At 68.3% G+C, this 23,200-nt stretch carries 22 protein-coding genes; 18 read left to right on the top strand and 4 right to left on the bottom strand.

The window, feature by feature from the left end; genetic code table 11:
* Positions 1–83 precede the first annotated feature (83 nt).
* Together P5W98_RS23445 and P5W98_RS23440 are read left to right on the top strand one after the other, a co-directional pair.
* Positions 84–467, top strand: a complete 384-nt coding sequence (locus P5W98_RS23445; protein ID WP_421025729.1) for a DUF3175 domain-containing protein — start codon at positions 84–86, stop codon at positions 465–467.
* Between the two features lie 127 nt (positions 468–594).
* Positions 595–852 carry a CsbD family protein gene (locus P5W98_RS23440; RefSeq protein WP_421025730.1) on the top strand — a complete coding sequence of 86 codons (258 nt, stop codon included), beginning with the start codon at positions 595–597 and terminating at the stop codon, positions 850–852.
* A gap of 17 nt (positions 853–869) precedes the next feature.
* Here the strand turns inward: P5W98_RS23440 and P5W98_RS23435 are convergent, their stop codons facing one another.
* From P5W98_RS23435 to P5W98_RS23425, 3 genes are all read right to left on the bottom strand, one after another.
* Complete coding sequence (locus P5W98_RS23435) at positions 870–3,284, bottom strand: PAS domain S-box protein (RefSeq protein ID WP_421025731.1); 2,415 nt, start codon at positions 3,282–3,284, stop codon at positions 870–872.
* Between the two features lie 75 nt (positions 3,285–3,359).
* Entirely contained in the window at positions 3,360–4,721 is a 1,362-nt protein-coding gene (locus P5W98_RS23430; RefSeq protein ID WP_421025732.1) for a cation:proton antiporter, read from the bottom strand.
* Between the two features lie 115 nt (positions 4,722–4,836).
* Complete coding sequence (locus tag P5W98_RS23425) at positions 4,837–4,998, bottom strand: DUF1328 family protein (protein WP_421025733.1); 162 nt, start codon at positions 4,996–4,998, stop codon at positions 4,837–4,839.
* 350 nt (positions 4,999–5,348) lie between these two features.
* On the opposite strand from P5W98_RS23425, the gene P5W98_RS23420 reads away from it, so the two are divergent.
* The 3 genes from P5W98_RS23420 to P5W98_RS23410 all read left to right on the top strand — a co-directional run bounded on the left by P5W98_RS23420 (position 5,349) and on the right by P5W98_RS23410 (position 8,101).
* Positions 5,349–6,587: a phosphatidylserine decarboxylase family protein gene (locus tag P5W98_RS23420; RefSeq protein WP_421025734.1), complete on the top strand. Its 1,239-nt coding sequence runs from the start codon at positions 5,349–5,351 to the stop codon at positions 6,585–6,587.
* Positions 6,588–6,715: 128 nt separating this feature from the next.
* The gene (locus P5W98_RS23415; RefSeq protein WP_421025735.1) at positions 6,716–7,579 is read left to right on the top strand and encodes an SDR family oxidoreductase; all 864 of its coding nucleotides are present in this window, start codon (positions 6,716–6,718) and stop codon (positions 7,577–7,579) included.
* 33 nt (positions 7,580–7,612) lie between these two features.
* Positions 7,613–8,101 (top strand): CBS domain-containing protein, encoded by a 489-nt coding sequence (locus P5W98_RS23410; RefSeq protein WP_421025736.1) that lies wholly within the window; start codon positions 7,613–7,615, stop codon positions 8,099–8,101.
* On the opposite strand, the gene P5W98_RS23405 is transcribed toward P5W98_RS23410, so the two are convergent.
* Complete coding sequence (locus P5W98_RS23405; RefSeq protein WP_421025737.1) at positions 8,056–10,263, bottom strand: ABCB family ABC transporter ATP-binding protein/permease; 2,208 nt, start codon at positions 10,261–10,263, stop codon at positions 8,056–8,058. The two genes, P5W98_RS23410 and P5W98_RS23405, sit on opposite strands and share 46 nt — an antisense overlap.
* A gap of 313 nt (positions 10,264–10,576) precedes the next feature.
* On the opposite strand from P5W98_RS23405, the gene P5W98_RS23400 reads away from it, so the two are divergent.
* The 13 genes from P5W98_RS23400 (at position 10,577) to P5W98_RS23340 (ending at position 23,180) form a co-directional block, all read left to right on the top strand.
* Complete coding sequence (locus P5W98_RS23400) at positions 10,577–11,869, top strand: glycosyltransferase (RefSeq protein ID WP_421025738.1); 1,293 nt, start codon at positions 10,577–10,579, stop codon at positions 11,867–11,869.
* Positions 11,870–11,900: 31 nt separating this feature from the next.
* Positions 11,901–12,530, top strand: a complete 630-nt coding sequence (locus P5W98_RS23395; protein WP_421025739.1) for a D-glycero-alpha-D-manno-heptose-1,7-bisphosphate 7-phosphatase — start codon at positions 11,901–11,903, stop codon at positions 12,528–12,530.
* The gene (locus tag P5W98_RS23390) at positions 12,527–13,777 is read left to right on the top strand and encodes a glycosyltransferase family 9 protein (RefSeq protein ID WP_421025740.1); all 1,251 of its coding nucleotides are present in this window, start codon (positions 12,527–12,529) and stop codon (positions 13,775–13,777) included. The genes P5W98_RS23395 and P5W98_RS23390 overlap by 4 nt, the downstream gene beginning before the upstream one ends.
* Positions 13,778–13,818: 41 nt before the next feature.
* The gene (locus tag P5W98_RS23385; RefSeq protein WP_421025741.1) at positions 13,819–15,765 is read left to right on the top strand and encodes a carbamoyltransferase family protein; all 1,947 of its coding nucleotides are present in this window, start codon (positions 13,819–13,821) and stop codon (positions 15,763–15,765) included.
* On the top strand, positions 15,762–16,823 hold the full coding sequence (locus P5W98_RS23380; RefSeq protein WP_421025742.1) for a glycosyltransferase family 2 protein: 1,062 nt from the start codon (positions 15,762–15,764) through the stop codon (positions 16,821–16,823). Before P5W98_RS23385 ends, P5W98_RS23380 begins: the two co-directional genes overlap by 4 nt.
* On the top strand, positions 16,811–18,058 hold the full coding sequence (locus tag P5W98_RS23375) for a glycosyltransferase family 9 protein (RefSeq protein WP_421073329.1): 1,248 nt from the start codon (positions 16,811–16,813) through the stop codon (positions 18,056–18,058). The genes P5W98_RS23380 and P5W98_RS23375 overlap by 13 nt, the downstream gene beginning before the upstream one ends.
* A complete protein-coding gene (locus P5W98_RS23370; protein ID WP_421027024.1) occupies positions 18,055–19,011 on the top strand; it encodes a glycosyltransferase family 4 protein in 957 nt (318 codons plus the stop codon). The genes P5W98_RS23375 and P5W98_RS23370 overlap by 4 nt, the downstream gene beginning before the upstream one ends.
* A 43-nt stretch (positions 19,012–19,054) precedes the next feature.
* The gene (locus tag P5W98_RS23365; RefSeq protein WP_421025744.1) at positions 19,055–20,113 is read left to right on the top strand and encodes a UDP-glucuronic acid decarboxylase family protein; all 1,059 of its coding nucleotides are present in this window, start codon (positions 19,055–19,057) and stop codon (positions 20,111–20,113) included.
* Positions 20,114–20,170: 57 nt separating this feature from the next.
* Positions 20,171–20,806: a UdgX family uracil-DNA binding protein gene (locus P5W98_RS23360; protein ID WP_421025745.1), complete on the top strand. Its 636-nt coding sequence runs from the start codon at positions 20,171–20,173 to the stop codon at positions 20,804–20,806.
* Positions 20,807–21,009: 203 nt separating this feature from the next.
* On the top strand, positions 21,010–21,486 hold the full coding sequence (locus P5W98_RS23355; protein ID WP_421025746.1) for a DUF3005 domain-containing protein: 477 nt from the start codon (positions 21,010–21,012) through the stop codon (positions 21,484–21,486).
* Entirely contained in the window at positions 21,483–21,743 is a 261-nt protein-coding gene (locus P5W98_RS23350) for a DUF1488 domain-containing protein (protein WP_421025747.1), read from the top strand. Before P5W98_RS23355 ends, P5W98_RS23350 begins: the two co-directional genes overlap by 4 nt.
* Positions 21,744–22,225: 482 nt before the next feature.
* Positions 22,226–22,759, top strand: coding sequence for a hypothetical protein (locus tag P5W98_RS23345; protein WP_421025748.1), 534 nt, complete (start codon positions 22,226–22,228; stop codon positions 22,757–22,759).
* A gap of 223 nt (positions 22,760–22,982) precedes the next feature.
* Entirely contained in the window at positions 22,983–23,180 is a 198-nt protein-coding gene (locus P5W98_RS23340) for a hypothetical protein (protein WP_421025749.1), read from the top strand.
* The last annotated feature ends 20 nt before the right edge of the window (positions 23,181–23,200 follow it).

Raw genomic sequence — 23,200 nt, 5'->3', positions numbered from 1 at the left:
ACCGGGATGCCCACGCGCCTCGATGCACGCCGCGGGCATGATGCCTGCGCGCCCGCCCTGCAGCGAGAGACAGGACACCAGCCATGACCACGAAACCGCATTCCTCCACCCGAACCCACAATCGCAAACCCGCGCGCCAGCGGCACGCGCACGCAAGCGCCGCGAAGAAAACGGCCGGCACTGCGCGCGGCTCGGGCCGGCGCTGGTCGCATCGCGTCGCCGAAACGAGCGATGCCATGGACCTCGATTCGGGCGTCTTCAAACTCGACGATCCCGCCGCGATCGCGCGCTCGCTGAAGCAATCGTCCGAGCGTAGCCGCCGGCGCAAGGGCACGCCGTTTCAATCGGCAATGTCGATGCTGAACTTCTACATCAATCGCGCCGGCAAGAATCTGCCGAAGTCGCGCCGCGAAACCCTGCAACAGGCGAAAGCCAAGCTGCGCGAGGCGTTCGGGCGCAAGCCGTGAAAAGTCGAAAACGAAGGGGCCGCGCCGAATCGCTCGCCCATGCGCGCCCCCACTGCTGCCACCGCCGCGCGCACGGGCATGAGGACTGCTGTTCAATGGCGTCACCGGCACCCTCAGGAGCACGATCATGACAAGGACACACGCAAGCGACGCCGTTCATGAAGCGGCTGGCGAAGCGCAGGCGCTCGCCGGCGACCTGCTCGGCGACACCGACATGCAGACCGCCGGCCGCATCAAGGCACTGTGCGGGAAGTCGCAGCGGCTCGCGAGCAACGCGACGCTCGCCACCCGCGAGACCATCGTCGAAAATCCGCTCGCGGCACTGGGCGTGGCCGTTGGTCTCGGCATCGCATGCGGTGCCTGGTGGGCCGCAAGGCGCGAGTGAGTGCCTGATGCGCGGCTTCAGGAATCGCGCGTCGCAGCGCGGATGCGTTCGATCAGCGCGCCGAGTTGAGATGCGGTAAACGGCTTGCGCAGGGCCGCGCACTCGAAGCCGGTTTCGTCCGCGGCAGGCGCTTCGTTACCCGAAGCAAATATCACGTTCAGCCATGGATACCGCTGCAGCGCGCCCCTTGCGAGGTCGACGCCCGAACCGCCCGGCAGGGCGATGTCGGTGATGAGCACCTGCACCGCCTGCTCTTCCAGGGCGCGCCGCGCCTCTTGCTCGTCGCCCGCCTGGCGCGCGTCGTAGCCCATTTGCGAAAGCAGTTCGCTCATGGCTTCACGAGAAGCGGCGTCGTCGTCGACCACCAGCACCGATAATGGCGCTGATGCCGGCGCTGATGAGGACGCCGATGTGGGCGCCGATGTGGGCGCCGATAAGGGCGCCGCGCCGGCGGACGCCTCCCCGCGCGCGGCGGCAGGCGCTTGCGCATCGCGCCGGCCCCCCAGCACACGCCGGATCTTGCCCGCGAGCTGCGCGCGGCCATACGGCTTGCTCAGCAGATTCACGCCCTCGTCGAGACGGCCGCCGTGGACGATGGCGTTTTCCACGTACCCGGAGGTGAAGAGCACCTCGAGGCCCGGCACCTCGCGCACCGCGATGCTGGCCAGCTCCGTGCTGCGCATCGGGCCCGGCATCACGACATCGGAAAACAGCAGATCGATTTTCGCGCCGCTCTTCACGATCGCCATGGCGCTTTGCGCATCGCCCGCCGTGAGCACGGTATAGCCGAGGTCGCCGAGCATCTCCGCAACGGCCGAGCGGATGCACTCGTCGTCCTCGACCACGAGGATGGTTTCCGTCCCGCCTTCGATGCGCGCGGGCGCCAGGGTCTCGATGTCCGCCACGTGCCCGCTCGACTTCGGCAGCCAGACCTTGACCGTCGTCCCGTGCCCGGACTCGCTGTAGATGCGCATGTCGCCGCCGCTTTGCTTGATGAAGCCGTAGGCCATGCTCAAGCCGAGTCCCGTGCCTTCGCCTTCGGCCTTGGTGCTGAAGTACGGCTCGAGCGCGCGATCGAGCACGGCGCGCGGCATGCCGGTGCCGGTATCGGTGATCGCAAGCAGCACGTAGCGGCCTTCGGCAAGATCGGCAGCGAATGCGCTGTCGTGGGCGTCGATCGTCGCGTTGGAGAGCGCCATCGTCAGCTTGCCGCCTTCGGGCATGGCGTCGCGCGCGTTGATGGCGAGATTGAGCACGACGCTCTCCAGTTGATTGGGATCGACGAGCGTATTCCAGAGATTGCCGGCGACGCTGATCCGCACTTCGATCAATTCCCCCAACGCTTGCCGCAGCATGTCCTCCATCTTGCCCAGCATAGCCGAGAGGTTCACCACGCGAGGCTGGAGCGGCTGGCGGCGGCCGAACGCGAGCAATTGCGAGGAGAGCAGCGCGCCGTGCTCCACGGCGTCGATGGCTCGCGAGAGCCGCTCGCGCGCCACGGGATCGTGCCCGTGGCGCCGTTCGAGCAATTCCAGATTCGCGCGCAGCACCTGCAGGACGTTGTTGAAATTGTGAGCCACGCCGCCGGTGAGCTTGCCGAGCGCCTCCATCTTCTGCGCTTGCAGCAGCGCGGCGCGCGCGTGCTCGAGCTGCTCCTGGGCGGCCTTGCGCTCGCTGACGTCGCGCGTGATCTTCGCATAGCCCACGAGCTGGCCGCACTCGTCGCGAATCGCGTCGATCACGACATTGGCCCAGAAGCGGCTGCCGTCCTTGCGCACGCGCCAGCCCTCGGTCTCGAAGCGCCCTTCCTGCGCGGCAATCCGCAAGCCGCGCTCCGGCAATCCCCGCTCGATATCCTCGGGCGTGTAAAAACGCCGAAAATGCGTGCCAATGACTTCGCTCGCCTCGTAGCCCTTGATCCGCGCCGCGCCCAGGTTCCAGTTCGTCACTTCGCCCCCGGGCGAGAGCATGAAGATCGAATAGTCCGTGACGCCCTGCACGAGCAGCCGGAACTTGCGCTCGTTCTCGCGCAGCGCATCGTAGGCGAGCCGCTTGGCGGTCTCGTCGCGCACGATCTTGGCGAATCCCGCGAAGGTGCCGTCCCGCGCATGCAATGGCGTAATCAGAATACTGGCCCAGAAGCGCGCGCCGTTCTGGCGGATGCGCCACGCCTCGGTGGCGAACTGGCCTTGGTCGCGCGCCCTTTGCAACGCCGCGGCGGGCAAGCCCGCCTCGCGATCTTCGCGCGGATAGAAAACCGAAAAGTGCTGCCCGAGGATTTCGGCCGCGCTATAGCCATTGATGCGCTCGGCCCCCGCGTTCCAGCTCGCGACTTCGCCGGTTTCCGTCAAGCGAAAAATCGCATACTCGCCGACGCGCGAAACCAGCTCTTTTTCCCAGCCGTCGTCCTGCCCGGGCCATACCTGATCCATGCGATCCTCCTGAATGAAGAGGCCTGAGCAATTGCCGTTCCACGCCCTCCCGCGCCGCGCCGCCGCCGCCGAAGGCTATCGCGCCTGCCCGGCGCGGCTGTGGCGCTGCGCTGCCGAACGTTGCGCGATCTCCTTGCGGCGCAGATAGCGGCCCAGCGCATAGCCCGCCGTGGAGCCATGCAGGATCACCGAAATCACGATCGCATCGAGCGCGGCGGGCAGCACCGCGCGCAGCGCATCGCCGGCCTGGCCGATCCCCCACAGCGCGTAGTAGAAGGCGCCTACGCCGCGTATGCCCATCCATGCCATGAGACGACGCTGCTGGCCGTCCGCGTGCGCGCCGGTCATGGCGAGAAGCACGGCCACCGGCCGCGCGACGAACACGAGCGCGAGCGCGCAGAGCACCGCATGCGGCGCGAGCATCGCGCGCCAGTGCGCAGACACCACGCAGCCGATGATCAGCAGAACGGAGCACTCGGCAAAGTGCTCGATCTCCCGCGTGAAGTCGGTCATGCCGGTGGCGAGCCAGGCGTGCGCGCGGCCGGGATCTTTCGCGACCTCGGTGCGCTCGCGCAGCTGCACGTTTTCGAGCGCCTGCGCGGGACGCTGCGCGCCGGTGGCGCGCAACTCCTCGTGACGCAGCGCGACGCCCGCGGCGAACACCGCCACGAAGGCGTAGGCGTGGAGCAGCAGCGCTACGCCATAGACCACCGACATGAGGCCGATCGCGATGAAGCCGTCGAGCCCCAGCGCCTCGCCGTATTGGGTCCGCAGATGCAGCACGAGCCGCACGCACAGCATGGCGAGGGCGACGCCGCTCAGCAGCGCGCCGGCCACGCCCCACACGAGCGAGCCGGCAAACGCCAAGGCGCTTTGGGTGCCGCTCGCCGGCACGCCGCACAACGCGAGGCCGAGCATGGCAAACGGCATGGCTGCGCCGTCGTTCAGGCCGCCCTCGCCCGACAGCGCGAAGCGCACGGGCTCGGCGTCGCCGGCTTCGTGCACGCGCAGTTCGTTGGCCAGCACCGGATCGGTGGGCGCGAGCACGGCGGCGAGGAACAGCGCGACGCCTGGCGGCAGGCCGGTGGCCCAGCCAAACGCGAACATCAGCGCCACCGTGAGCACCATGGCCGGCACGCCCAGCCGCAGCGGCAAACGCCATAGCGGGTCGCGCAGCGGCACGCGCAGATGCATCCCCACCGAGAACAGCGAAATGACGAGCCCGGCCTCGGCGATCACGGCGATCACGACGAGCGTGTGCGCGTCCCGCACGAGGTCGGCATGCACGAGGCCGAGGCAGCCCGGCCCCACGACCACGCCCACCGCGAGATAGATCATGGCGCCCGTGAGCGGCAGCCGTCCAATCGGGCCGCGCGCGAGCGCCACGAACATCAGCAGCACTCCGACGAGCAAGAACCACAGTGCTTGATCCGTCATCGGGCGGCGCCGGCCCCGCCTGGCTTGCCGGCTGGCGCGCCGGGGGCGGAACCGTCATGCAGGCGCGCCCGGGTCCAGCCGGGCGCGCCGCCGTGCACGAGATGGGTGTGCTTCATCAACGCCGCAAAGCGCCGAACAGCAGACTGACGATAAACAGGACAACGAAGACAAGGAACAGGATCTTGGCGATGCTCGCCGCGCCAGCAGCGATGCCGCCAAACCCGAAGATAGCCGCGATCACGGCAATGATGAAAAACACGACGGCGTAATAAAGCATTGTCGGCTCCTGAATGGCGCGTCACCCGGCGCGCTGGACGGCAACAAACGCCGCCAGGACGCACGAGCCCGCGCTCGACACGGTCACGCCTGCTCTCATGCAATGCCCGTGCCGGCCGCTGCCCGAAGACTCGCGCCGCTGCGCCAGCGCAGTCCCGCGCGCCACGCGCCGCACCGTGCCCGGCACGCCCGCAAGGCGCGTTTCAAGCATTACGCGTAATGGCTACAAATGGGGTCCGGCGCTTGCCTGCGTGCCGATTCTGGCCGGACGACGCGGATCCGCGTGCGCGCCGGCGTGGCATCGCTGTTGCTGCTCTGCGTCCGGGCCGAGACCACGAGGAGGAGTCCGCCATGAGCATGACGAACACGAAGCGCCGTCTGGGCAACTGGATGCCGCAAGAGGAGCAAGCTGCTGCACGAGCGCGCCTGCAAATCGCCGCCGCCGCGCGCGAACGCTCGCGCAGCGCACCGGCGGCCCCAGTCGTTCGCCAGCTTGCGGAACTCGTTCAGCGCGATGCCGTGCTGCGCATGAATCTCTCGCGAGCGATCGACGAAGCGCTGGCCAGGGGGTACGAGCTCGGCTACACCAATATCGACGAGTTGATGACCATCGTCGATTATCTGGCGAGCTATGCACCGCCCTTCGATGCGCAAGTGCCTTTGGCAACACCGCTGAACCTCTTGCTCGACTGGCCGATGTGCATGCCTTCCGGCTACGCCGTGTTTCGCGACCCCGCGTTCAACGCGCAGTTGCGGCACGTGCTCGAATGCTGGTGCGGCTTTCTTTCCGGGCCGCATTCGCGCACGCACCTCACGACCGACGCGCCGCACGGCTGGTTCTGCGACGCCGCGCAGCGCAAGATCGGCCTCGCCGACTACCGTTGCGACCGCTCCGAGCCCCATTGGGGATTCGCCTCGTGGAACGACTTCTTCACGCGCCGGCTGCGCGCGGGCGCGCGGCCCGTGGAGGAGCCCGCGAATCCGGCAGTGATCGTCAACGCGTGCGAAGCGTCGCCCTACGACGTGCGCGACAACTGCCGGCTGCGCGAGCGCTTCTGGATCAAGACGCAGCCGTATTCGCTGCGCGACATGCTCGCCGGCAGCGCAACGGAGATCGTGCAGCGCTTTTCGGAGGCTTGCGTGTATCAGGGCTATTTGAGCGCCTTCAACTATCACCGCTGGCACGCGCCGGTCTCCGGAACGATCGTGCAGGCCGGCAACGTGAGCGGCACCTACTACTCCGCGCTGGAAGCCGAAGGCGCCGATGCGCGCGGCCTCAACGATTCGCAGGGCTATACGACCGCCGTGGCGGCGCGCGCCGTGATCGTGATCGAAGCGGACGAGCCCGCCATCGGCATGGTCGCCTGCGTCTTCGTGGGCATGGCGGAGGTATCGTCGTGCCGCATCGTCGCCTCGACCGGACAGCATGTCGCCAAGGGCGACGAGCTCGGGTTCTTTCAATACGGCGGAAGTACTTACTGTCTGATCTTCCAGCCCGATGTGATTCGGGAGTTTTCGGTCAAGCCGCCGTACCGGGACGATGTCGCGCCCCTCAAAGTCAACGCGAGACTCGCGCTAGCCGGAGTCTGAGTCCGGCTAGCGCCGCATGTTCGTGCGCGGTGCATGAGGGCGTGTTGCGCGGCGTGTGTTGCGCAACGTTCGCGGCACGGCCCATGCAACCGCCTTGAACAACCCAACCCAATCCGCGAGGAAGCGCCATGTCCGAGAACCGCCCCACCCCGCCACTGCCCGGCCAGCAGCAAGACCGCACGCCGGGACGCACCGCCCCCATGCATCCGCAACCCGATCACGGCGAAAAGAGCTATCGCGGCTCGGACCGTCTCGCCGGCAAGGTCGCGCTCGTCACGGGCGGCGACAGCGGCATCGGCCGGGCAGTCTGCATTGCCTTTGCGCGCGAAGGCGCCGATGTCGCCATTGCCTATCTCGACGAACACGACGACGCCCAGGAAACCGCACGCTGGGTCGAGGACGCCGGACGGCGCTCGCTGCTGCTGCCCGGCGACGTGCGCGAGCGCGCCTGGTGCCGCGAGCTCGTGCGCACGACCGTGAGCACCTTCGGCAAGCTCGATGTGCTCGTGAACAACGCGGCGTACCAGATGACGCACGAATCGCCCGAATCGATCAGCGACGACGAATGGGACCGCACCTTCGATATCAACATCGGCGCGATGTTCCGCATTTCGCGCGAAGCGCTCGGGCACATGAAGGCCGGCGGCTCGATCATCAACACCGCCTCGATCAACGCCGACAAACCCAAGCCCACGCTGCTCGCCTACGCGGCCACCAAGGGTGCGATCCAGAATTTCACGGGCGGCCTCGCGCAGCTCGTGGCCGAACGCGGCGTTCGCGTGAACTGCGTGGCGCCAGGACCGATCTGGACGCCGCTGATTCCCTCGACCATGCCGCCGGAACAGGTGGGCGAATTCGGCGCGGCCACGCCGATGAAGCGCCCCGGACAGCCCGCCGAACTCGCGGGCGCCTATGTGCTGCTGGCCTCGTGCGAAGGCAGCTACATCTCGGGCGCGACGCTGGCCGTGACGGGCGGCACGCCGTTGATTTGAACGTTGATGCACGCGAGGCAAAAGGAGAACCGCATGAAGGAGCAAAAGATCACCCGGGTCCATGAAGTCATGTCGCGCCACGTCGTGAGCGTCGAACCCGAGACCACCATCCAGCGCGCCGCCGAGCTGATGGCGCAGCACGACATCGGCGCTCTGCCGGTCTGCAACGCGAAGCGCATCGTCGGCATGGTGACGGACCGCGACCTCGCCTTGCGCGCGCTCGGCGAAGGCCGCGCGCCCTTGGAGCCCATCGCGGGCGTGGCGACCTCGGGCGTCGAGTGGTGCTACGACGACGAGAATATCGACATCGTGCAGCGGCGCATGGCCGAAGCGCAGGTCCGGCGTCTGCCCGTCGTGAATCACGAGCGCGAGCTGGTGGGCGCGCTGTCGCTCGGCGACATCGCCACGCGCTGCGACGGCGCGCAGCGCGAGCGTCTTGCCAATACGCTCGAAGACATCTCGCAGCGGCGCATCGGCTATGACGGCGTCGATGCCGGGCCGGACGGCACCGATATCGCATAACGCACGTGATGAGGCGCGGGGTCGAGTGTCAAGCTCGCGCCCGCCTCGCGCAACAGCGCTTCGAGGTGCGCGAGCGCGGCGTCGTCGAGCGGCGCGGGCCGCGCGCCGCCCTCCACGCATAGCAGCACGGCGCCGTCGCGACGCCGCGCGCCGAGCTGCGTGACATGCGCGCCATGCGCCTCGCGCGCCTCGTTCGTCGCGAGCAGGGCGAGCGCCTGGTACAGGGCATCGCCGCTCACGGGGCTCACCGAGAAACCCGGCTGCGGCTGCGGCGCAAGCGCCACCGAGGTGCCCGCTTCGGACTCGCGTACGCGCGCTGCGACCCGCTCGAGCAGCGCCGTCACATCGAGCGGCGCCGCCGCGACGCGGCGCTCCGCCTGCTCGAGGTCGTCCTGCTGCCATTGCATCGCCCACATCTTCGCGTAGACGCCCTCGCGCGCGAGCAGCGCGTCGTGGCGGCCGCGCTCGACGATGCGGCCGTGCTCCATCACGAGAATCACGTCGGCATCGACGATGGTCGAGAGCCGGTGCGCGACCACGATGGTCGTGCGGCCGCGCGCAAGCCGCTTGAGTTCGTCCTGGATCGCGCGCTCGGAACGCGTGTCGAGCGCCGAGGTGGCCTCGTCGAATACCATCACGCGCGGGTTCTTGAGGATGGCGCGCGCAATCGCGATGCGCTGGCGCTCGCCGCCGGAAAGGCGCACGCCGCGCTCGCCCACGCGCGTGTCGTAGTGATCGGGCAGGCGCTCGATCAGCTCGTCGAGCTGGGCGGCCCGCGCGGCGCGCACGACATCGGCGCGCGTCGCATCGGGCCGGCCATAGGCGATGTTGTAGGCAATGGTTTCGTTGAACAGCACGGTGTCCTGCGGCACGATGCCGATGACCGCGTGCAGGCTCGCCAGCGTGCCATTCGCGATGTCCTGGCCGTCGAGCGTGATGGTGCCGCGCTGGGGCCGGTAAAAACGGAATAGCAGCTTGATCAAGGTCGATTTTCCCGACCCGCTGCCGCCCACCACGGCCACCTTCTGCCCCGGCGCCGCCGTGAACGCGAGGTCGTGCAGCACCGGGCGGCCGTCCTCGTAGCCGAAATCGACATGATGCAAGGCCAGCTCTCCCTCGCGCACCACGAGCGCACGCGCGCCCGGCAGGTCTTCGTCCTCGCCGGGCGTGCCGCGAACACTGAGGATCGCAAACAGCCGCTCGACGTCGACCAGCGCGTCGTTAGCCTCGCGAAAGACAAAGCCCAGCGTATTGAGCGGCGCACAGACCTGAATGATGTAGGCGTTCACGAGGATGAGATCGCCGATCGTCATGGTTGCCGTCGCCACGTGAAGGACCGAGATCAGCATGACGGCCCCGATGCCCGCCGCCACCACGCCGCTTTGGGCCACGTGCAGCGCGGTCAGCGCGCGCTGGTTCGCGAGCCGCGCCTGCACCCATTCGTCGAGCACGCTCGCGAGCCGCGCCACCTCGTGCTGCCCGGTCGAAAAATATTTCACGGTGTCGTGATTGAGCAGGCTGTCCACGAGGCGGCCGTCCACGCGCGCCTCGAGCACGTTCACGGCACGCTGGAACAAGAGGCGCTTGCGCGTAAAGATTGCCGTGCAAAGCGCATAGCAGGCAAAAGTGCCGGCAATGGCGAGCAGGAATGCCCGGTCGTAATGACCGGCGACGATCGCCACCACGACGGCGATTTCGAAGAACGTCGGCAGCACCGAAAAAAGCGCGGTGCCTAACAGAAAGCCGACACCGTCCGCGCCCTTTTGCACGTCGCGCACGATTGCGCCGGTTTCGCGCTGCGCATGAAAGCGCGCGCCCAGCCGGTGCAAATGCGCGAACGTGCGCTCGCGCAGCGACGCCACCGCACGCTGCACCACGATGCTGAAGGCCACGTCGCGCGCCTCGCCGAGCGCGTCCGACACGAAACGCAGCAGTGCATAGGCGAGCGCGAGCAGCACCGGCGCCATCGCGAGCGAGCGTGCCTCCCCGAGCTGGTCGATCAGCTGCTTGAGGACGAGCGGCACCGCTACCGCGCCAAGCCGCGCCAGAATCATCAGGGCCGTCGCGGCCGCCGTCGCGCGCCGGTGCCGCCACAGCGCCGCGCCGAGCATGCGCGCGATACGCATGCGCACGGCGCGCCGGCCCGATGGTGGCTCGTTCATCGCTCACCTCCGTTCGCTTTTCACTCGCCTCTGGCTCATCGCGGCGTGCAAACCGCGGACCCGCATGCCACCGCGCGTCGATGCGGCGCACTTACATGCGCTTGTAAAACTCGCCATGCTTCGCGGCGCCGTGATGTCCCCAGCGGGCGAGACCCACCGCCATACGCCTGAACGTCGCGCAAACGCGCCCCGCCCCCGATATTTCGCACTCGAAACGTTGGCACAGCACGTGCATAGCGTGTTGCATCCGCTGCAACATTCGCGGCGCCGATCGACAGCGCGTCGTTCGCCCACTCCTAACGAAGGATGACTAATGAAAATCGCACTGGTCAGTGAACACGCGTCGCCTCTCGCGCTCGCAGGCGGCGTGGATGCCGGCGGACAGAACATTTACGTGGCGCATGTCGCGCGGCAGCTGCTGCGCGCCGGCCATCAGGTCGACGTGTTCACGCGACGCGACCGCGCGCTCCTGCCGCCCATCTCGCAGATGGACGGCGGGCGCGTCATTCATGTGCCAGTCGGACCCGCCATGCAGTTGCCCAAGGAAAAGCTGTTGCCTCACATGCCGGCGTTCGCGGCGTTTCTCCTCGATTTTTGCCGCAAGGAGCGCCAATGCTACGACGTCATTCACGCGAACTTCTTCATGTCGGGACTCGCCGCCCTGGCGGTCAAGGACGCGTTGAAGGTGCCGCTCGTGATGACCTTCCACGCGCTCGGGCGCGTGCGCCGTCTGCATCAGGGCGCGAGCGACGGCTTTCCCGACGCGCGTTTCGCCATCGAGGACGAACTCGTGCGCCGCGCCGACTGCGTGGTGGCGGAGTGCCCGGCGGACCGCGACGATCTCATCGAGCACTATCGCGCCGACCCGGCCCGCATCGCGGTCATCGCCTGCGGGTTCGATCCCGGCGAGTTTTCGCCGCTCGACCCCGCCGAGGCGCGCCGGCGCCTCGGCTGGACGCCCGACGAATTCGCCGTGCTGCAGCTCGGCCGCCTCGTCGAGCGCAAGGGCATCGACAACGTCGTGCAGGGCGTGGCCGCGCTCGAAGCGCGCCATGGCGTGCGCGCACAGCTCTACGTGGTGGGCGGCGATGCGCAAACGCCCAACGAAATCGCCACGCCCGAGATCGCGCGGCTACGCGACGTGGCGCGCCGCTGCGGCATCGAAGAGCGCGTGCGCTTCGTCGGCCGGCGCGAGCACGCGCAACTGCGCGACTTCTATTGCGCCGCCGACGTGTTCGTCACCACGCCCTGGTACGAGCCCTTCGGCATCACCCCGGTGGAAGCGATGGCCTGTGCGACGCCGGTGATCGGCGCGGAGGTGGGCGGCATCCGTCACACCGTGCGCCACGGCGAGACCGGCTGGCTCGTGCCGCCGCGCGATCCCGTGGCGCTCGCCGCGCGGCTGCGCGATATCCATGCCGATCCGGCCCAGGCGCGCACCATGGGCGAAGCGGGTCGCGCGCGCGCCCAGGCGCATTTCACGTGGCGGCGAATCGGCCAGCAGCTCGAGGCGCTTTACGCCCGGCTGGCCGGCGCGCCCGCGCAAGGCGAGCACGAGCGAATGGTTGCGAACGCGCGCGCGGCGAGCCTGCGCGCGTTCGGCTGAACGCCGGCTCGAACGTCAGGAGGAGACGCCCATGCAAGCCCGCTCACGTCATCCGCTGCGGCCCGCCGTCTTTCTCGACAAGGACGGCCCGCTGCTCGAAAACGTGCCTTACAACGTCGATCCGAAACAGATGCGCTTCGCACCCGGCGCGGCCGAGGCGCTCGCCCTCTTCGGCCGCACGCGCTTGCGCCTGATCGTCGTGAGCAACCAGCGCGGGGTCGCGCTCGGGCATTTCCCGCGTGCGGCGCTGCTGCGCGTGGAAACGCATCTGCGCCGCATGTTCGCCAGCTGCGGGGCGGTGCTGGACGCCGCCTATTGGTGCCCGCACGATCCGGCGGGCAGCGTCGCGCCTTACGCGTGCCGCTGCGATTGCCACAAGCCCGAGCCCGGACTGCTGCTGCGCGCGAGCAGCGAGTACCGTATCGACCTCGAACGCAGCTGGATGATCGGCGACATTCTCGACGACGTGGAAGCGGGAAACCGCGCCGGCTGCCGCGCCATCCTCGCCGATTGCGGCAACGAGACCCAATGGCTGAGTGCGCCCGAGCGGCAGCCCTTCGCGATCGTCAAGAACCTGCACGAGGCGGCGCGGATCATCGTCGAGCGCCATGTCCGCGAAACCGGCTACGCGCGCGACCCGCAACCGGCGGCTCAGCCATGAACGGCGCCGCTTTCGCCATTGCGCCGCGCGAAGCCCACGCCCGCGCCCCGCGCGCGCGCTCCACCTGCGCGCCGTGGCTCGACGAGGTCAAGCGCATTCTCGCCGTGCGGCTCGATCATCTCGGCGACGTACTGATGACCACGCCCGCGCTGCGCGCATTGCGCGACAGCGCCAGCGCGCGGCACATCACGCTGCTTGCGTCGCCGGCGGGCGCCGCCATCGCGCGCCATCTGCCCGACGTGGACGAGGTGATCGAATACGACGCGCCGTGGACGAACGGTGAACGCATCACGACCGGGGCCGGCGCCATCGACGACGCCCTGCTCGCGCGGCTGCGCGCGGGCCGCTTCGACGCGGCGGCCATCTTCACGGTCTACAGCCAGAATCCACTGCCGGCCGCGACCCTGTGCTTTCTCGCCGGCATCGAGCGCCGCCTTGCACACTGCCGCGAGAATCCCTACGCGCTGCTGACCCACTGGCTGCCCGAGCGCGAGCCGCACGCCGGCGTGCGCCACGAGGTCGAGCGCCAGCTCGCGCTGGTGCGCAGCGTGGGCGCCGAAAGCGACGACGCGCGCATGCGCGTGCGCGTGGATGCCGGCGCGCGCGCCACGCTCGCCCGCAAGCTGCGCGAGCGCGGCGTGGATCCGGCGCGGCGCTGGATCGTCGTGCATCCGGGCGCGAGCGCTGCATCGCGCCGCTATCCCGCCGCGCTGCATGCCGAGGCGATCGACCTGCTCGCGCCGTTCATTAGCGATCCTGTTTTGTTGACCGGCAGCGCGGCAGAAGCGGCACTGACGCGCGACGTCGCCAGCTTCGTGCAACCCGCGGCGCAGCTGCGGCTCGTGGATCTCGCGGGCGCGCTCACGCTCGGCGAGTTCATTGCGCTGCTCGACTCGGCGTCGCTGCTGATCGCCAACAACAGCGGGCCCGTGCATCTGGCCGCCGCGCTCGGCAAGCCAGTCGTCGATCTCTACGCGCTCACGAATCCGCAGCACACACCGTGGATGACGCCTCACCGCGTGCTCTATCACGACGTGCCGTGCCGCTGGTGCTATCGCGGCGACTGCCCCGAGGGCCATCACGCGTGCCTGCGCGGCGTGCCGCCGTGCGAGGTCGCACAGGCCGCGCGCGAGCTGCTCGGGCACGCGGCGGCCGCGCCGCCTGGGCCACCCCAACCGCTTGCACCGATCATGCCGATCATGCCGATCATGCCGATCATGCCGATCATGCCGATCACGCCGAGCTAGCCGAGCTAGCCAACCCGCCGATTCCGCCAAGGGAGCCCCTCATGTACACACTGGGAATCAACGCCGTCTATCACGACAGCGCCGCCGCTCTGGTGCGCGATGGCGTCGTGATTGCCGCCGCCGAGGACGAGCGCTTCACGCACGTCAAGCATGCCAAGCGCCCGGTGCCGTTCTCGACATGGCAACTGCCGTTCGACGCCATCGACGCGTGCCTGAAAGAGGCCGGCATCCTGCTCGCCGACGTCGATCACGTGGCGTACTCGTACGACCCCGCATGCTTTCCGGACATGTCCGGAAATCGGCCCCGGCCCGACACCCGTCCCGATACCCGTCCCGACACCATCGCGCTGCCGCTCGACCCGGCGCGCGCGCGCGTCGGGCCGCACGCCTCGCCCTGGGACCCGCTCCTGTTCGCCTACGTGGTGAACGCCAAAGCGCAGCTGCTCGACGGCGCGCCCCATCATCTGCGCAAGCGTTTTGCCGGCGTGGACCGCGAGCACGGCTTCGCCTGGCACAATGTCGAGCACCATCTCGCCCACGAGGCCAGCGCCTTTCTCGCGTGCCCCTTCGACGACACCGCGGTGCTCACCATGGACGGCCGCGGCGAACGCGTGACCACCAGCCTCGGCGAATTCCGCAACGGCGTCTACAAGCGCCTGAGCCAGGTCGAGCTGCCGCATTCGCTCGGCTTGCTCTACGAAGCGGTCACGGGCTGGCTGGGCTTTCTGCACTCCTCGGACGAGTACAAGGTCATGGCGCTCGCTTCGTTCGGCGAGCCGCGCTATCTCGACGACTTCCGCGAAATCCTCCAGTACTGCGGCGGCGGCCGCTACACAGTGGCCGAGCCGCGCCTCGTCGAGCGCTTCGGCGCGCCGCGCGAGCGCGGCGGCCCGCTGGAGCCGCGCCATTTCGACATTGCGGCGTCGCTGCAGCGCGCGCTCGAGGAGACCGTGCTGAAGATGGCGCAATGGCTGCGCAGCGCGACCGAGCTTCCCGCGCTCTCGATGGCGGGCGGCGTGGCGCTCAATTGCGTGATGAATTCGGTGCTGCGCGATCGCGGCCCGTTCGACGATGTCTGGGTGCAGCCCGCCGCCGGCGACGCGGGCACCGCCCTCGGCGCGGCGCTATGGACCGACTACCGGCTGCGCAGCGAAGCCTCGCAGGCCGCGGGCGGCCCGCCCGCCGAACGGCGCTGGCAAATGGACCATGCGTATCTGGGCCCATCGTTCGACGACCGAAGCATCGAGGACTTCCTGCGCTGGTCGAAAGCGCCCTACCGGCGCCTCGAAAACGTCGCCGAGGAAGCCGCCGAACTGCTCGCCGACGGCAAGGTGATCGGCTGGTACCAGGGCCGCTCGGAATTCGGCCCGCGCGCGCTGGGCGCGCGCTCGATTCTGGCCTCGCCGGTGGACGCCGCCATGCAGGCGAAGCTCAACGAGATCAAGGACCGCGAGGACTTCCGGCCGGTGGCGCCGGTCGTGCTCGAAGAATGCGCCGGCCAGTGGTTCGTGGGCGCGCGGCGCGCGCCGTTCATGCTGTTCATCTTCGACGTGCAGCCCGACAAGGCGTGGCGTATTCCCGCCGTGCGTCACGTGGACGGCACCGCGCGCGTGCAGACCGTGAACCGCGATCAACACGCGCTCTATTACGACCTGATCGCGGCCTTCGGCAAACGCACCGGCGTGCCGGTGCTCGTCAATACCTCGTTCAACACGCGCGGCGAGCCGATGGTGAACACCCCGCGCGATGCGCTCGAATCGTTCTGGACTTCGCCGCTCGACGCGCTCGTGATCGGGCCGTTTCTCGTGCTCAAGGACGATGGCCGCACCGGGACGCTTGCCGGTTCGGAAACGGCGGCGCGGGGCGATTCGCAAACGGCGGCACGAACGGCAGGGCAAACCGACTCGCATGCCGCGACGCATGCCGCTTCACAAAACGCTTCACAAACCGCACAACAGCCCGCGGCGCAAACCGGGGACCGGCCATGAAGCCCGACGATATCGAGTTGCGCGAATCGCGCAGCATCGGTGCGCCGGAGCCGGGGTTCGGCGGCTATCCCGGCGCGCTGCTCGCGCATGTGCGCATCTCGGTGGTGGTGCCGACGTACCGCCGCCCGGAGCTGCTCGAACGGTGCCTCGGCGCGCTGTGCGCCCAGGACCTCGAGCCCGCCGACTACGAGATCATCGTCTGCGACGATGGCCCCGAAGCGGCCACGCGCGCATCGGTCGAGCGCACCGCCGCGCTCCATGCGCGGCGCGGCCTCGCGATCCGCTACGTGCCCGTGCATGAAACCCAAGGTCCGGCCGCCGCGCGCAATGCGGGATGGCGCGCGGCGCGTGCGCCCTGCCTCGCCTTCACCGACGACGACACGCTGCCCCAGCCGTGCTGGCTGCGCGCCGGTCTTGCCGCGCTAGAACATGCACCGGCGGCGGCGGGCCGCATCGTCGTGCCGCTCGACGCCGCGCCCAGCGACTACGAGCGCGACGCGAGCGGCCTCGCGCAGGCCGAATTCGCGACCGCCAACGCATTCGTGCGGCACGAGGCGCTGGCCGCGCTCGGCGGCTTCGACGAACGCTTCACGAGCGCGTGGCGCGAAGACTCCGACCTGCACTTCGCGCTGCTGCGCGCCGGCGCGCGGATCGCGCGCGCCGAAGACGCCGTGGTCGTGCATCCCGTGCGCCCCGCGCGCTGGGGCGCGAGTCTCGCGCAACAGCGCAAGAGCCGCTTCGAGGCGCTGCTGTTCCGCAAGCATCCCGCGCTCTATCGCGAGCGCATCGGCGCGTGGCCCCCGTTGCTGTACTACGCGGTGCTGGCTTGCGTACTCGCGCTGCTGGCCTCGCTCGCAGCGGGCGCGCACCATGCCGCGCTCGCCAGCCTGGCCGCGTGGCTCGGGCTCACCGGTGCGTTTTGCGCGCGCCGCCTGCGCACGACGCGCCGCGACCCGGGACATGTGCTGGAAATGATCTGGACGTCGTTATGGATTCCTTTCTTTTCCATCTACTGGCGGCTCCACGGGGCCGTCCGCTACCGCACATGGTTTCTCTGATGGCGAACTTCATCGATACGCTGCGCCCCCGCCGCATTGTCGTCTTTCGCGCCTTGCAGCTTGGCGACATGCTCTGCTGCGTGCCCGCGCTGCGTGCCTTGCGCGCGGCCTGTCCGCATGCGCACATCGCACTGGTCGGCTTGCCCTGGGCGCAGACGTTCGTCGCGCGCTATCCGATGCTGATCGACGAGTTCATCGCCTTTCCGGGGGCGCGCGGCTTTCCCGAGCAGTCCGAAGAAGAACGCGAGCTGCCGGCGTTCTGTGATGCCATGGGGGCGCGCAATGCCGATCTGGCAATCCAGCTGCATGGCAGCGGCGGCGTGGCGAACGCGCTCGTGCGCGCCTTCGGCGCCCGCGCGCTGGCCGGCTTCAGCCAACCCGGCGAAACCCCGCCGCCGGGCTGCTTTCTGCCCTGGCCGGACGTCCTGCCCGAGCCGCAGCGCTATCTCGCGCTGCTGCATGCAGCGGGCGTGAGGGGACCTGCGTTGCGCGACGACACGCTCTGGTTCCCCCTCCGCAGCGAAGACCACGACGCCTGTGCCGCCATCATGAGCCGCTACCGGCTCGATCCCGCGCGCCTCGTGCTCGTTCATCCCGGTGCGCAGCTGCCTTCGCGGCGCTGGCCCGCCGAACGCTTCGCCGAGGTAGCCGATGCACTCGCGCTCGAAGGCTGGCAGATCGCCGTGACCGGCACCCAGCGCGAGCGCCCGCTCACCGCGAGCGTGCTGGGCGCGATGACGCAAACCGCGCAGCATCTCGCCGGCGAGACCACGCTCGGCGCGCTCGCCGCGCTCGTGGGTCTCGCGCGGCTGGTGGTATGCAACGACACCGGCATCTCGCACGTGGCAGCGGCCATGCGCACGCCCAGCGTGGTGATCGCGTCGGGCAGCGACACGCGGCGCTGGGCGCCGCTCGACCACGCGCTTCACCGCGTGATCGCCGACTGGCCCGCCTGCCGGCCCTGCATGTTCCATAGCTGCCCCTACGGCCACCCCTGCGCGCTCAATGTCGCGAGCAGCGAGGTCACGGCCATCGCATTCGCGCAACTGAGCATGCCGGCGCGCGATCCCGTGGACGCTGCTGCGCAACGCGTGGGCGAATGCGGCAGCCCGCGCAGTGCGAACGCCCGCGCGAATGCGAATGCGAGCGAGAGCGCGAGTTCAGCCAGCGGCGCGAACGCGCCACCGCGCCAGGCTGCAAGGCCGCTGCGCGAGAGGAGCGCCCCGTCATGCTGATGCATCGAACGAAACCGCTGCGCGTGCTCACGTGGCACGTGCATGGCAATTACCTCTACTACCTCACGCAGGCGCCCCACGAATTCCACGTGGTCACGAAGCCCGGCCGGCCGCCGGGCTACGCAGGCCGCTCGGGCGTGCTGCCGTGGGGCAACAATGTCCGCGAAGTGAGCGCCGAAGACGTGGCCTCGCGCGAATTCGACGTGATCGTCCACCAGCAGCGCAGCCACTGGGAGACGGATCGCCTGAACCTGCTCAGCGAGGCGCAGCGGCGCTTGCCGCAGGTCTATATCGAGCACGATCCGCCGCAGGAAGCGCCGTTCGCGCAACGCCACTGGGTGGACGATCCCAACGCGCTGCTCGTGCACGTGACCGCGTTCAACCAGCTGATGTGGGACAGCGGCGCGACACCCACGCGCGTGATCGAGCACGGCGTGCTCGTGCCGGAGCACGCGCGCTACACGGGCGGGACGCCGCGCGGCATCGTGGTCGTCAACCATCTGCGCGAGCGCGGCCGGCGCCTCGGCGCGGACATCTTCGACACGGTGCGCCGCGAAGTTCCCCTCGACCTGGCCGGCATGGATGCGCGCAGCCTCGGCGGCCTCGGCGAAATCGCCAATCCGGAGTTGCCCGGCTTCATGGCGCGCTACCGCTTCTTTTTCAACCCGATCCGCTGGACCAGTCTCGGGCTCGCGATCGTCGAGGCCATGACGGTGGGACTGCCCATCGTCGGACTCGCCACGACGGAGCTGGCAAGCGTGATCCGCGACGGCGAGAACGGCTTCGTCGACACCCGCACGGCGCGCCTCGTCCAGTGCATGCGGACCCTCATCGACGACCCCGCGCTGGCCCGCCAACTGGGCGACGCCGCGCGCCGCACCGCGCGCGAGCGCTTTGGCATCGCGCGCTTCGCCCGCGACTGGGATCTGGCGCTGCGCGAAGTCGCGGCATGAAGCACGCGCGCCGGCAAACCGGCAAACCGTCAAAGGAGCCGACATGGCAAAGGAACTGAGCAGCAAACGCATTCTGGTGACCGGCGGCGCGGGCTTTCTGGGCTCGCATCTATGCGAGCGTCTGGTTGCCCAGGGGCACGACGTGCTGTGCGTCGACAACTTCTACACCGGTTCGAAGCGCAACGTCGCCCATCTGCTCGACAACGCGAACTTCGAAGTCATGCGCCACGACGTGACGTTTCCGCTCTACGTGGAAGTGGATGAAATCTACAACCTCGCTTGCCCGGCCTCGCCGATCCACTACCAGCACGACCCGGTGCAGACCACCAAGACCAGCGTGCATGGCGCGATCAACATGCTGGGACTCGCCAGGCGCCTGCACGCGAAACTGCTGCAGGCTTCCACGAGCGAAGTCTATGGCGACGCGCGCCGGCATCCGCAGACCGAGGACTACTGGGGGCACGTGAATCCGGTTGGACCGCGCGCGTGCTACGACGAAGGCAAGCGTTGCGCCGAAACGCTGTGCATGGATTACCGCCGCCAGCACGGGCTCGACGTGCGCATCGCGAGAATCTTCAATACGTATGGGCCGCGAATGCATCCGCGCGATGGCCGCGTGATCTCGAACTTCGTGATGCAGGCGCTCGCGGGCGAGGCGCTGAGCGTCTACGGAACCGGATCGCAGACGCGCTGCTTCTGCTACGTGGAGGATCTCCTCGACGGGCTGATGCGATTGATGGAGCTAGAAACGGCGCCCGACGGCCCCATCAACCTTGGCAATCCTGACGAAATTTCGATGATCGATACGGCGCGCCGCGTCATCGCGCTCGCGCACTCGGACTCGAGCATCGCGTTCAAGCCCTTGCCGCTCGACGACCCTTGCCATCGCCGCCCGTCGATCGACAAGGCGCGTGCAGTGCTCGGCTGGCAGCCGCATACCACGCTCGACGCGGGCCTGAACGCGACCATCGCGTATTTCCGCCGCCTCGCCGATAGCGCGGCCCCGCCCTGCGAGCGCAGGACAGCCGCTTCCGTTCCGGCTTCCGTTCCCGTTTCAGCGCCAGTTTCAGCGGCCGTTTCAACGCCCGTTTCGCTCCGATGAACACGGCAAGCGATGCGCCACCCACTGCCGTCCTGAATCGATACGGAGTCCCCTTCGATGACGAGAACCACGCCGCCGTCACGCACGCGACGCGCCGATGAGGTCGATCCGCACCAGCAGCCGGCCTCGCTCGACGAGTGCCGGCGCTGCGGGCTCTGGCGCGACGCAACCCAGCCCGTGCCCGGCGCGGGCGGCAGTCCGGCCACCCTGATGCTCGTGGGCGAGCAGCCCGGCGACAAGGAAGACCAGGCCGGCCTGCCCTTCGTCGGTCCGGCGGGGCAATTGCTCGATGCCGTGCTGGAAGCGGCGAACATCGGCCGCGAGACGGTGTACGTGACCAATGCGGTCAAGCATTTCAAGTGGGAGCTGCGCGGCAAGCGCCGCTTGCACAAGACGCCGGCGCAGCGCGAAGTCGAGGCCTGCGCATACTGGCTCGAGCGCGAACTCGCGCGCGTCAGGCCAAAAGTGGTCGTCGCGCTCGGCGCCACCGCGTTGCGCGCGATTCTCCACGATCCGCACGCGCGCCTGAACACGCATATGGAGCACACGGCGCACGTTGGCGAGCTTGCCGTGCTGGCCACGTGGCACCCGTCGTACGTGCTGCGCGCGCCGACTCCCGACGCGAGGGAGCGCGCGCGTGAACAAATGGTGCAAGCGCTGCGCCGGGCCCGCGCGCTCCTCGGCCGCGGCTAGCGCAGCCGCGCCTTCGACGCGGGCAGCCGATGCGCACAGCAGGCGTGCCGTCCGCGAAGCGTCGCGAGGATCGAAAAGCGCCGCTCCCCTTGGCGAAAGAGGTCCTGCGAGCGGTCACCGCCGGTCGGGCACGCGCCCCGCGAAAAACGCGGAACGCGCGATGCGGCAACCTCAGCACCCCATTTTCAACCCAGGAGGCCCGCATGCCACGCACCATACAACTTCCGAAGCAAGACATGGCTGAGCGCATGCCTGCGCAGACGCCCGAGGAACGCGCGTCCGACCCCGTGGCCGACGCCAGCCGCAGAATCCGCAGCGTGGAGGTGGCCGGCACCGCCGCGAGCGGCACGACCGTCGATGCCGATGGCAAGACGCTCGAAGCACGACGCAACGTACAGGGTCGCAGGGACAACATCATTACCTCCAACGCGACACTGGAAAATCACGTGGCGGTTCAGGCGGACGGGCTAGGCGGTTTCGACAGCCGCACCGTGGGCCCCGTGCCGCGTATCGGCACCTTGCCTGGCTATCGCGTCGAGATACGCGGCCACGTGCACGTTCCCGACCCCAACGGCGGGCATACCGATGTCATCGTGAGCCTGGAGCCGCAAAGCCCGCAAAACCCGCAAAACCCGCAAAGCGCGATTCACGCGCGCAAAAACCACGGAGGATCGCAATGAAGATCGAATTCACGAATCGCCGTCATGCCGTATCGGCTTCGCGGGTTGCATTCGAGGCGGTAGTGGACGGCCGCGCCGTATGGTGCAGCGTGTCGCTCGATGCGCTCAACGACCGCTTCGGCAACTCGGACGTTTCGGCGCATGCGCTGGTGAGCGCCTTCGACGCCAATCGTCCGAGGATCGAGCGAGCGACACGTGAGGTGCTCGAGAAAAACCACGCTCAGTCGGTGGAGCTGGAGACGCGCGATTTCAAGTAGCCGCGAAGCGATACCACTTTCGTCATACCAGGGCAGAGCCAAGCTGCTTTTCCGCCCTGGCCATGGCCGGCAAGCGATGTTCGAAATCTGATCGTTACGGACAACGCCTGTCGCGATGCCGGCTTCTATACTGCACTCGTCTTGCTGCACTCGTCTTGCTGCACTCGTCTGCTGTTGCAGAGGTCTATCGTCGGAGCGTTCCCATGTTCAATGCAATGCGCCGGGGTAACCTCGGGCCGCTGCCATGTCCCTCGTGTGGGACCCCTTTCGATGAGTCCACGGATTGCTGCCCTGTGTGTGGCGCGAGCCCGCTCGGCGCGAGCTTGCGCGAAGCCGCCGCGTATCGTTCGGCAACGCCCTATTACGCGTTTACATGTGCGTTGGCGTTTGCGCTCCTGTTCACCGCCTTGGGGCTTTCGCTTCGCCATCGACACGAACGGGCTCTCGAAATTGCGGCAGCACCGCTAGCCACGGAGCCGCGCGTGTTCGCCGTTGCGGCGCCCGGCACATCGAACGGCACGGAATACGCCATGCCCGCGTCGGTACTGCACGACCGTCCCGTAACGGAATCATTCGATGCCGCCCATGCGGGCGGCATCGAGCATTCCGCCGGCTCGCGAGCCGAGCTCACCGTGACGCGCAAGGCTCAAACAGGCTCGCACCTGCGCCTCGCCGACAGTCTTCGCCACGGGCATCTCAATCTCGCGAGGAACAACCTTTGGGCGGCGCGCAAGAACATCGCCGCAGCGCTTGCCGTGCAGCCCGGCAATCACGAAGCGCAGCAGATGCGGGCAGATCTCGTTTCGAGGGAACATGAGCGCGCCTACCTGCTCGCCTATGCCCGGCTGTGCGCCCGCGATGGACAGTGGGGCTGCGCGAGGGATAACGCGGCCTACGCGCTGGGCGTCGATGCATCGAGCCGTGCCGCACGTCGACTACTCTCGCGAGCGAACGCCGCCCAGCAGGCGGGTTTCATCAACACTGACGAGTCCGATGCAAGGGGCATCGTTCGATGAGCGGCCCGCCGCAAGATCGTGAACGGTGGGGTGTCCGTAAAGATCGCTATACGGGCGTTTTGCAGCAGCGAATGCCATTGCATAATGCTCCTCCCTGATCATGATTCCTCGACGCCCCTATCGAATTCACGAACCCGGATTCCGTTACCGATCGTTCGTGATGTTTTTGCAGTGAGCTATTACCAGGATTGAAAAAAAACCAGTCCGAATATTGGAGACAGACATGCTCAGCCCCCACGAATTCGCTACTCTCATGCTAGTCAAGGATTCACCGGACCAGATCGATCTCGGCCGTGAGGATCTGAACGCCTTGCTCGAACGCCAACTCGTCGCAATGGAGCAACTGGCCTCGGGCATCCATCGGCTTTGGCTGACCAACGACGGAGACTCGCTGCTTCAGTCCATGCGACCAGAACACTGAGCGCTCTCCCGCACACGTTT

Source organism: Paraburkholderia sp. A1BS-2L (assembly GCF_051125205.1).
Taxonomy (GTDB): Bacteria; Pseudomonadota; Gammaproteobacteria; order Burkholderiales; family Burkholderiaceae; genus Paraburkholderia.
The sequence above is the reverse complement of the archived record's forward strand: the minus strand, read 5'-3'. Positions and strand labels throughout refer to the sequence as shown.

What these genes read in the sequence shown, in the direction of transcription:
- P5W98_RS23445 (WP_421025729.1), top strand. Translation starts at nt 84, where the DNA reads ATGACCACGAAACCGCATTCCTCCACCCGAACCCACAATCGCAAACCC.
- P5W98_RS23440 (WP_421025730.1), top strand. Translation starts at nt 595, where the DNA reads ATGACAAGGACACACGCAAGCGACGCCGTTCATGAAGCGGCTGGCGAA.
- P5W98_RS23435 (WP_421025731.1), bottom strand. Translation starts at nt 3,284, where the DNA reads ATGGATCAGGTATGGCCCGGGCAGGACGACGGCTGGGAAAAAGAGCTG.
- P5W98_RS23430 (WP_421025732.1), bottom strand. Translation starts at nt 4,721, where the DNA reads ATGACGGATCAAGCACTGTGGTTCTTGCTCGTCGGAGTGCTGCTGATG.
- P5W98_RS23425 (WP_421025733.1), bottom strand. Translation starts at nt 4,998, where the DNA reads ATGCTTTATTACGCCGTCGTGTTTTTCATCATTGCCGTGATCGCGGCT.
- P5W98_RS23420 (WP_421025734.1), top strand. Translation starts at nt 5,349, where the DNA reads ATGAGCATGACGAACACGAAGCGCCGTCTGGGCAACTGGATGCCGCAA.
- P5W98_RS23415 (WP_421025735.1), top strand. Translation starts at nt 6,716, where the DNA reads ATGTCCGAGAACCGCCCCACCCCGCCACTGCCCGGCCAGCAGCAAGAC.
- P5W98_RS23410 (WP_421025736.1), top strand. Translation starts at nt 7,613, where the DNA reads ATGAAGGAGCAAAAGATCACCCGGGTCCATGAAGTCATGTCGCGCCAC.
- P5W98_RS23405 (WP_421025737.1), bottom strand. Translation starts at nt 10,263, where the DNA reads ATGAACGAGCCACCATCGGGCCGGCGCGCCGTGCGCATGCGTATCGCG.
- P5W98_RS23400 (WP_421025738.1), top strand. Translation starts at nt 10,577, where the DNA reads ATGAAAATCGCACTGGTCAGTGAACACGCGTCGCCTCTCGCGCTCGCA.
- P5W98_RS23395 (WP_421025739.1), top strand. Translation starts at nt 11,901, where the DNA reads ATGCAAGCCCGCTCACGTCATCCGCTGCGGCCCGCCGTCTTTCTCGAC.
- P5W98_RS23390 (WP_421025740.1), top strand. Translation starts at nt 12,527, where the DNA reads ATGAACGGCGCCGCTTTCGCCATTGCGCCGCGCGAAGCCCACGCCCGC.
- P5W98_RS23385 (WP_421025741.1), top strand. Translation starts at nt 13,819, where the DNA reads ATGTACACACTGGGAATCAACGCCGTCTATCACGACAGCGCCGCCGCT.
- P5W98_RS23380 (WP_421025742.1), top strand. Translation starts at nt 15,762, where the DNA reads ATGAAGCCCGACGATATCGAGTTGCGCGAATCGCGCAGCATCGGTGCG.
- P5W98_RS23375 (WP_421073329.1), top strand. Translation starts at nt 16,811, where the DNA reads ATGGTTTCTCTGATGGCGAACTTCATCGATACGCTGCGCCCCCGCCGC.
- P5W98_RS23365 (WP_421025744.1), top strand. Translation starts at nt 19,055, where the DNA reads ATGGCAAAGGAACTGAGCAGCAAACGCATTCTGGTGACCGGCGGCGCG.
- P5W98_RS23360 (WP_421025745.1), top strand. Translation starts at nt 20,171, where the DNA reads ATGACGAGAACCACGCCGCCGTCACGCACGCGACGCGCCGATGAGGTC.
- P5W98_RS23355 (WP_421025746.1), top strand. Translation starts at nt 21,010, where the DNA reads ATGCCACGCACCATACAACTTCCGAAGCAAGACATGGCTGAGCGCATG.
- P5W98_RS23350 (WP_421025747.1), top strand. Translation starts at nt 21,483, where the DNA reads ATGAAGATCGAATTCACGAATCGCCGTCATGCCGTATCGGCTTCGCGG.
- P5W98_RS23340 (WP_421025749.1), top strand. Translation starts at nt 22,983, where the DNA reads ATGCTCAGCCCCCACGAATTCGCTACTCTCATGCTAGTCAAGGATTCA.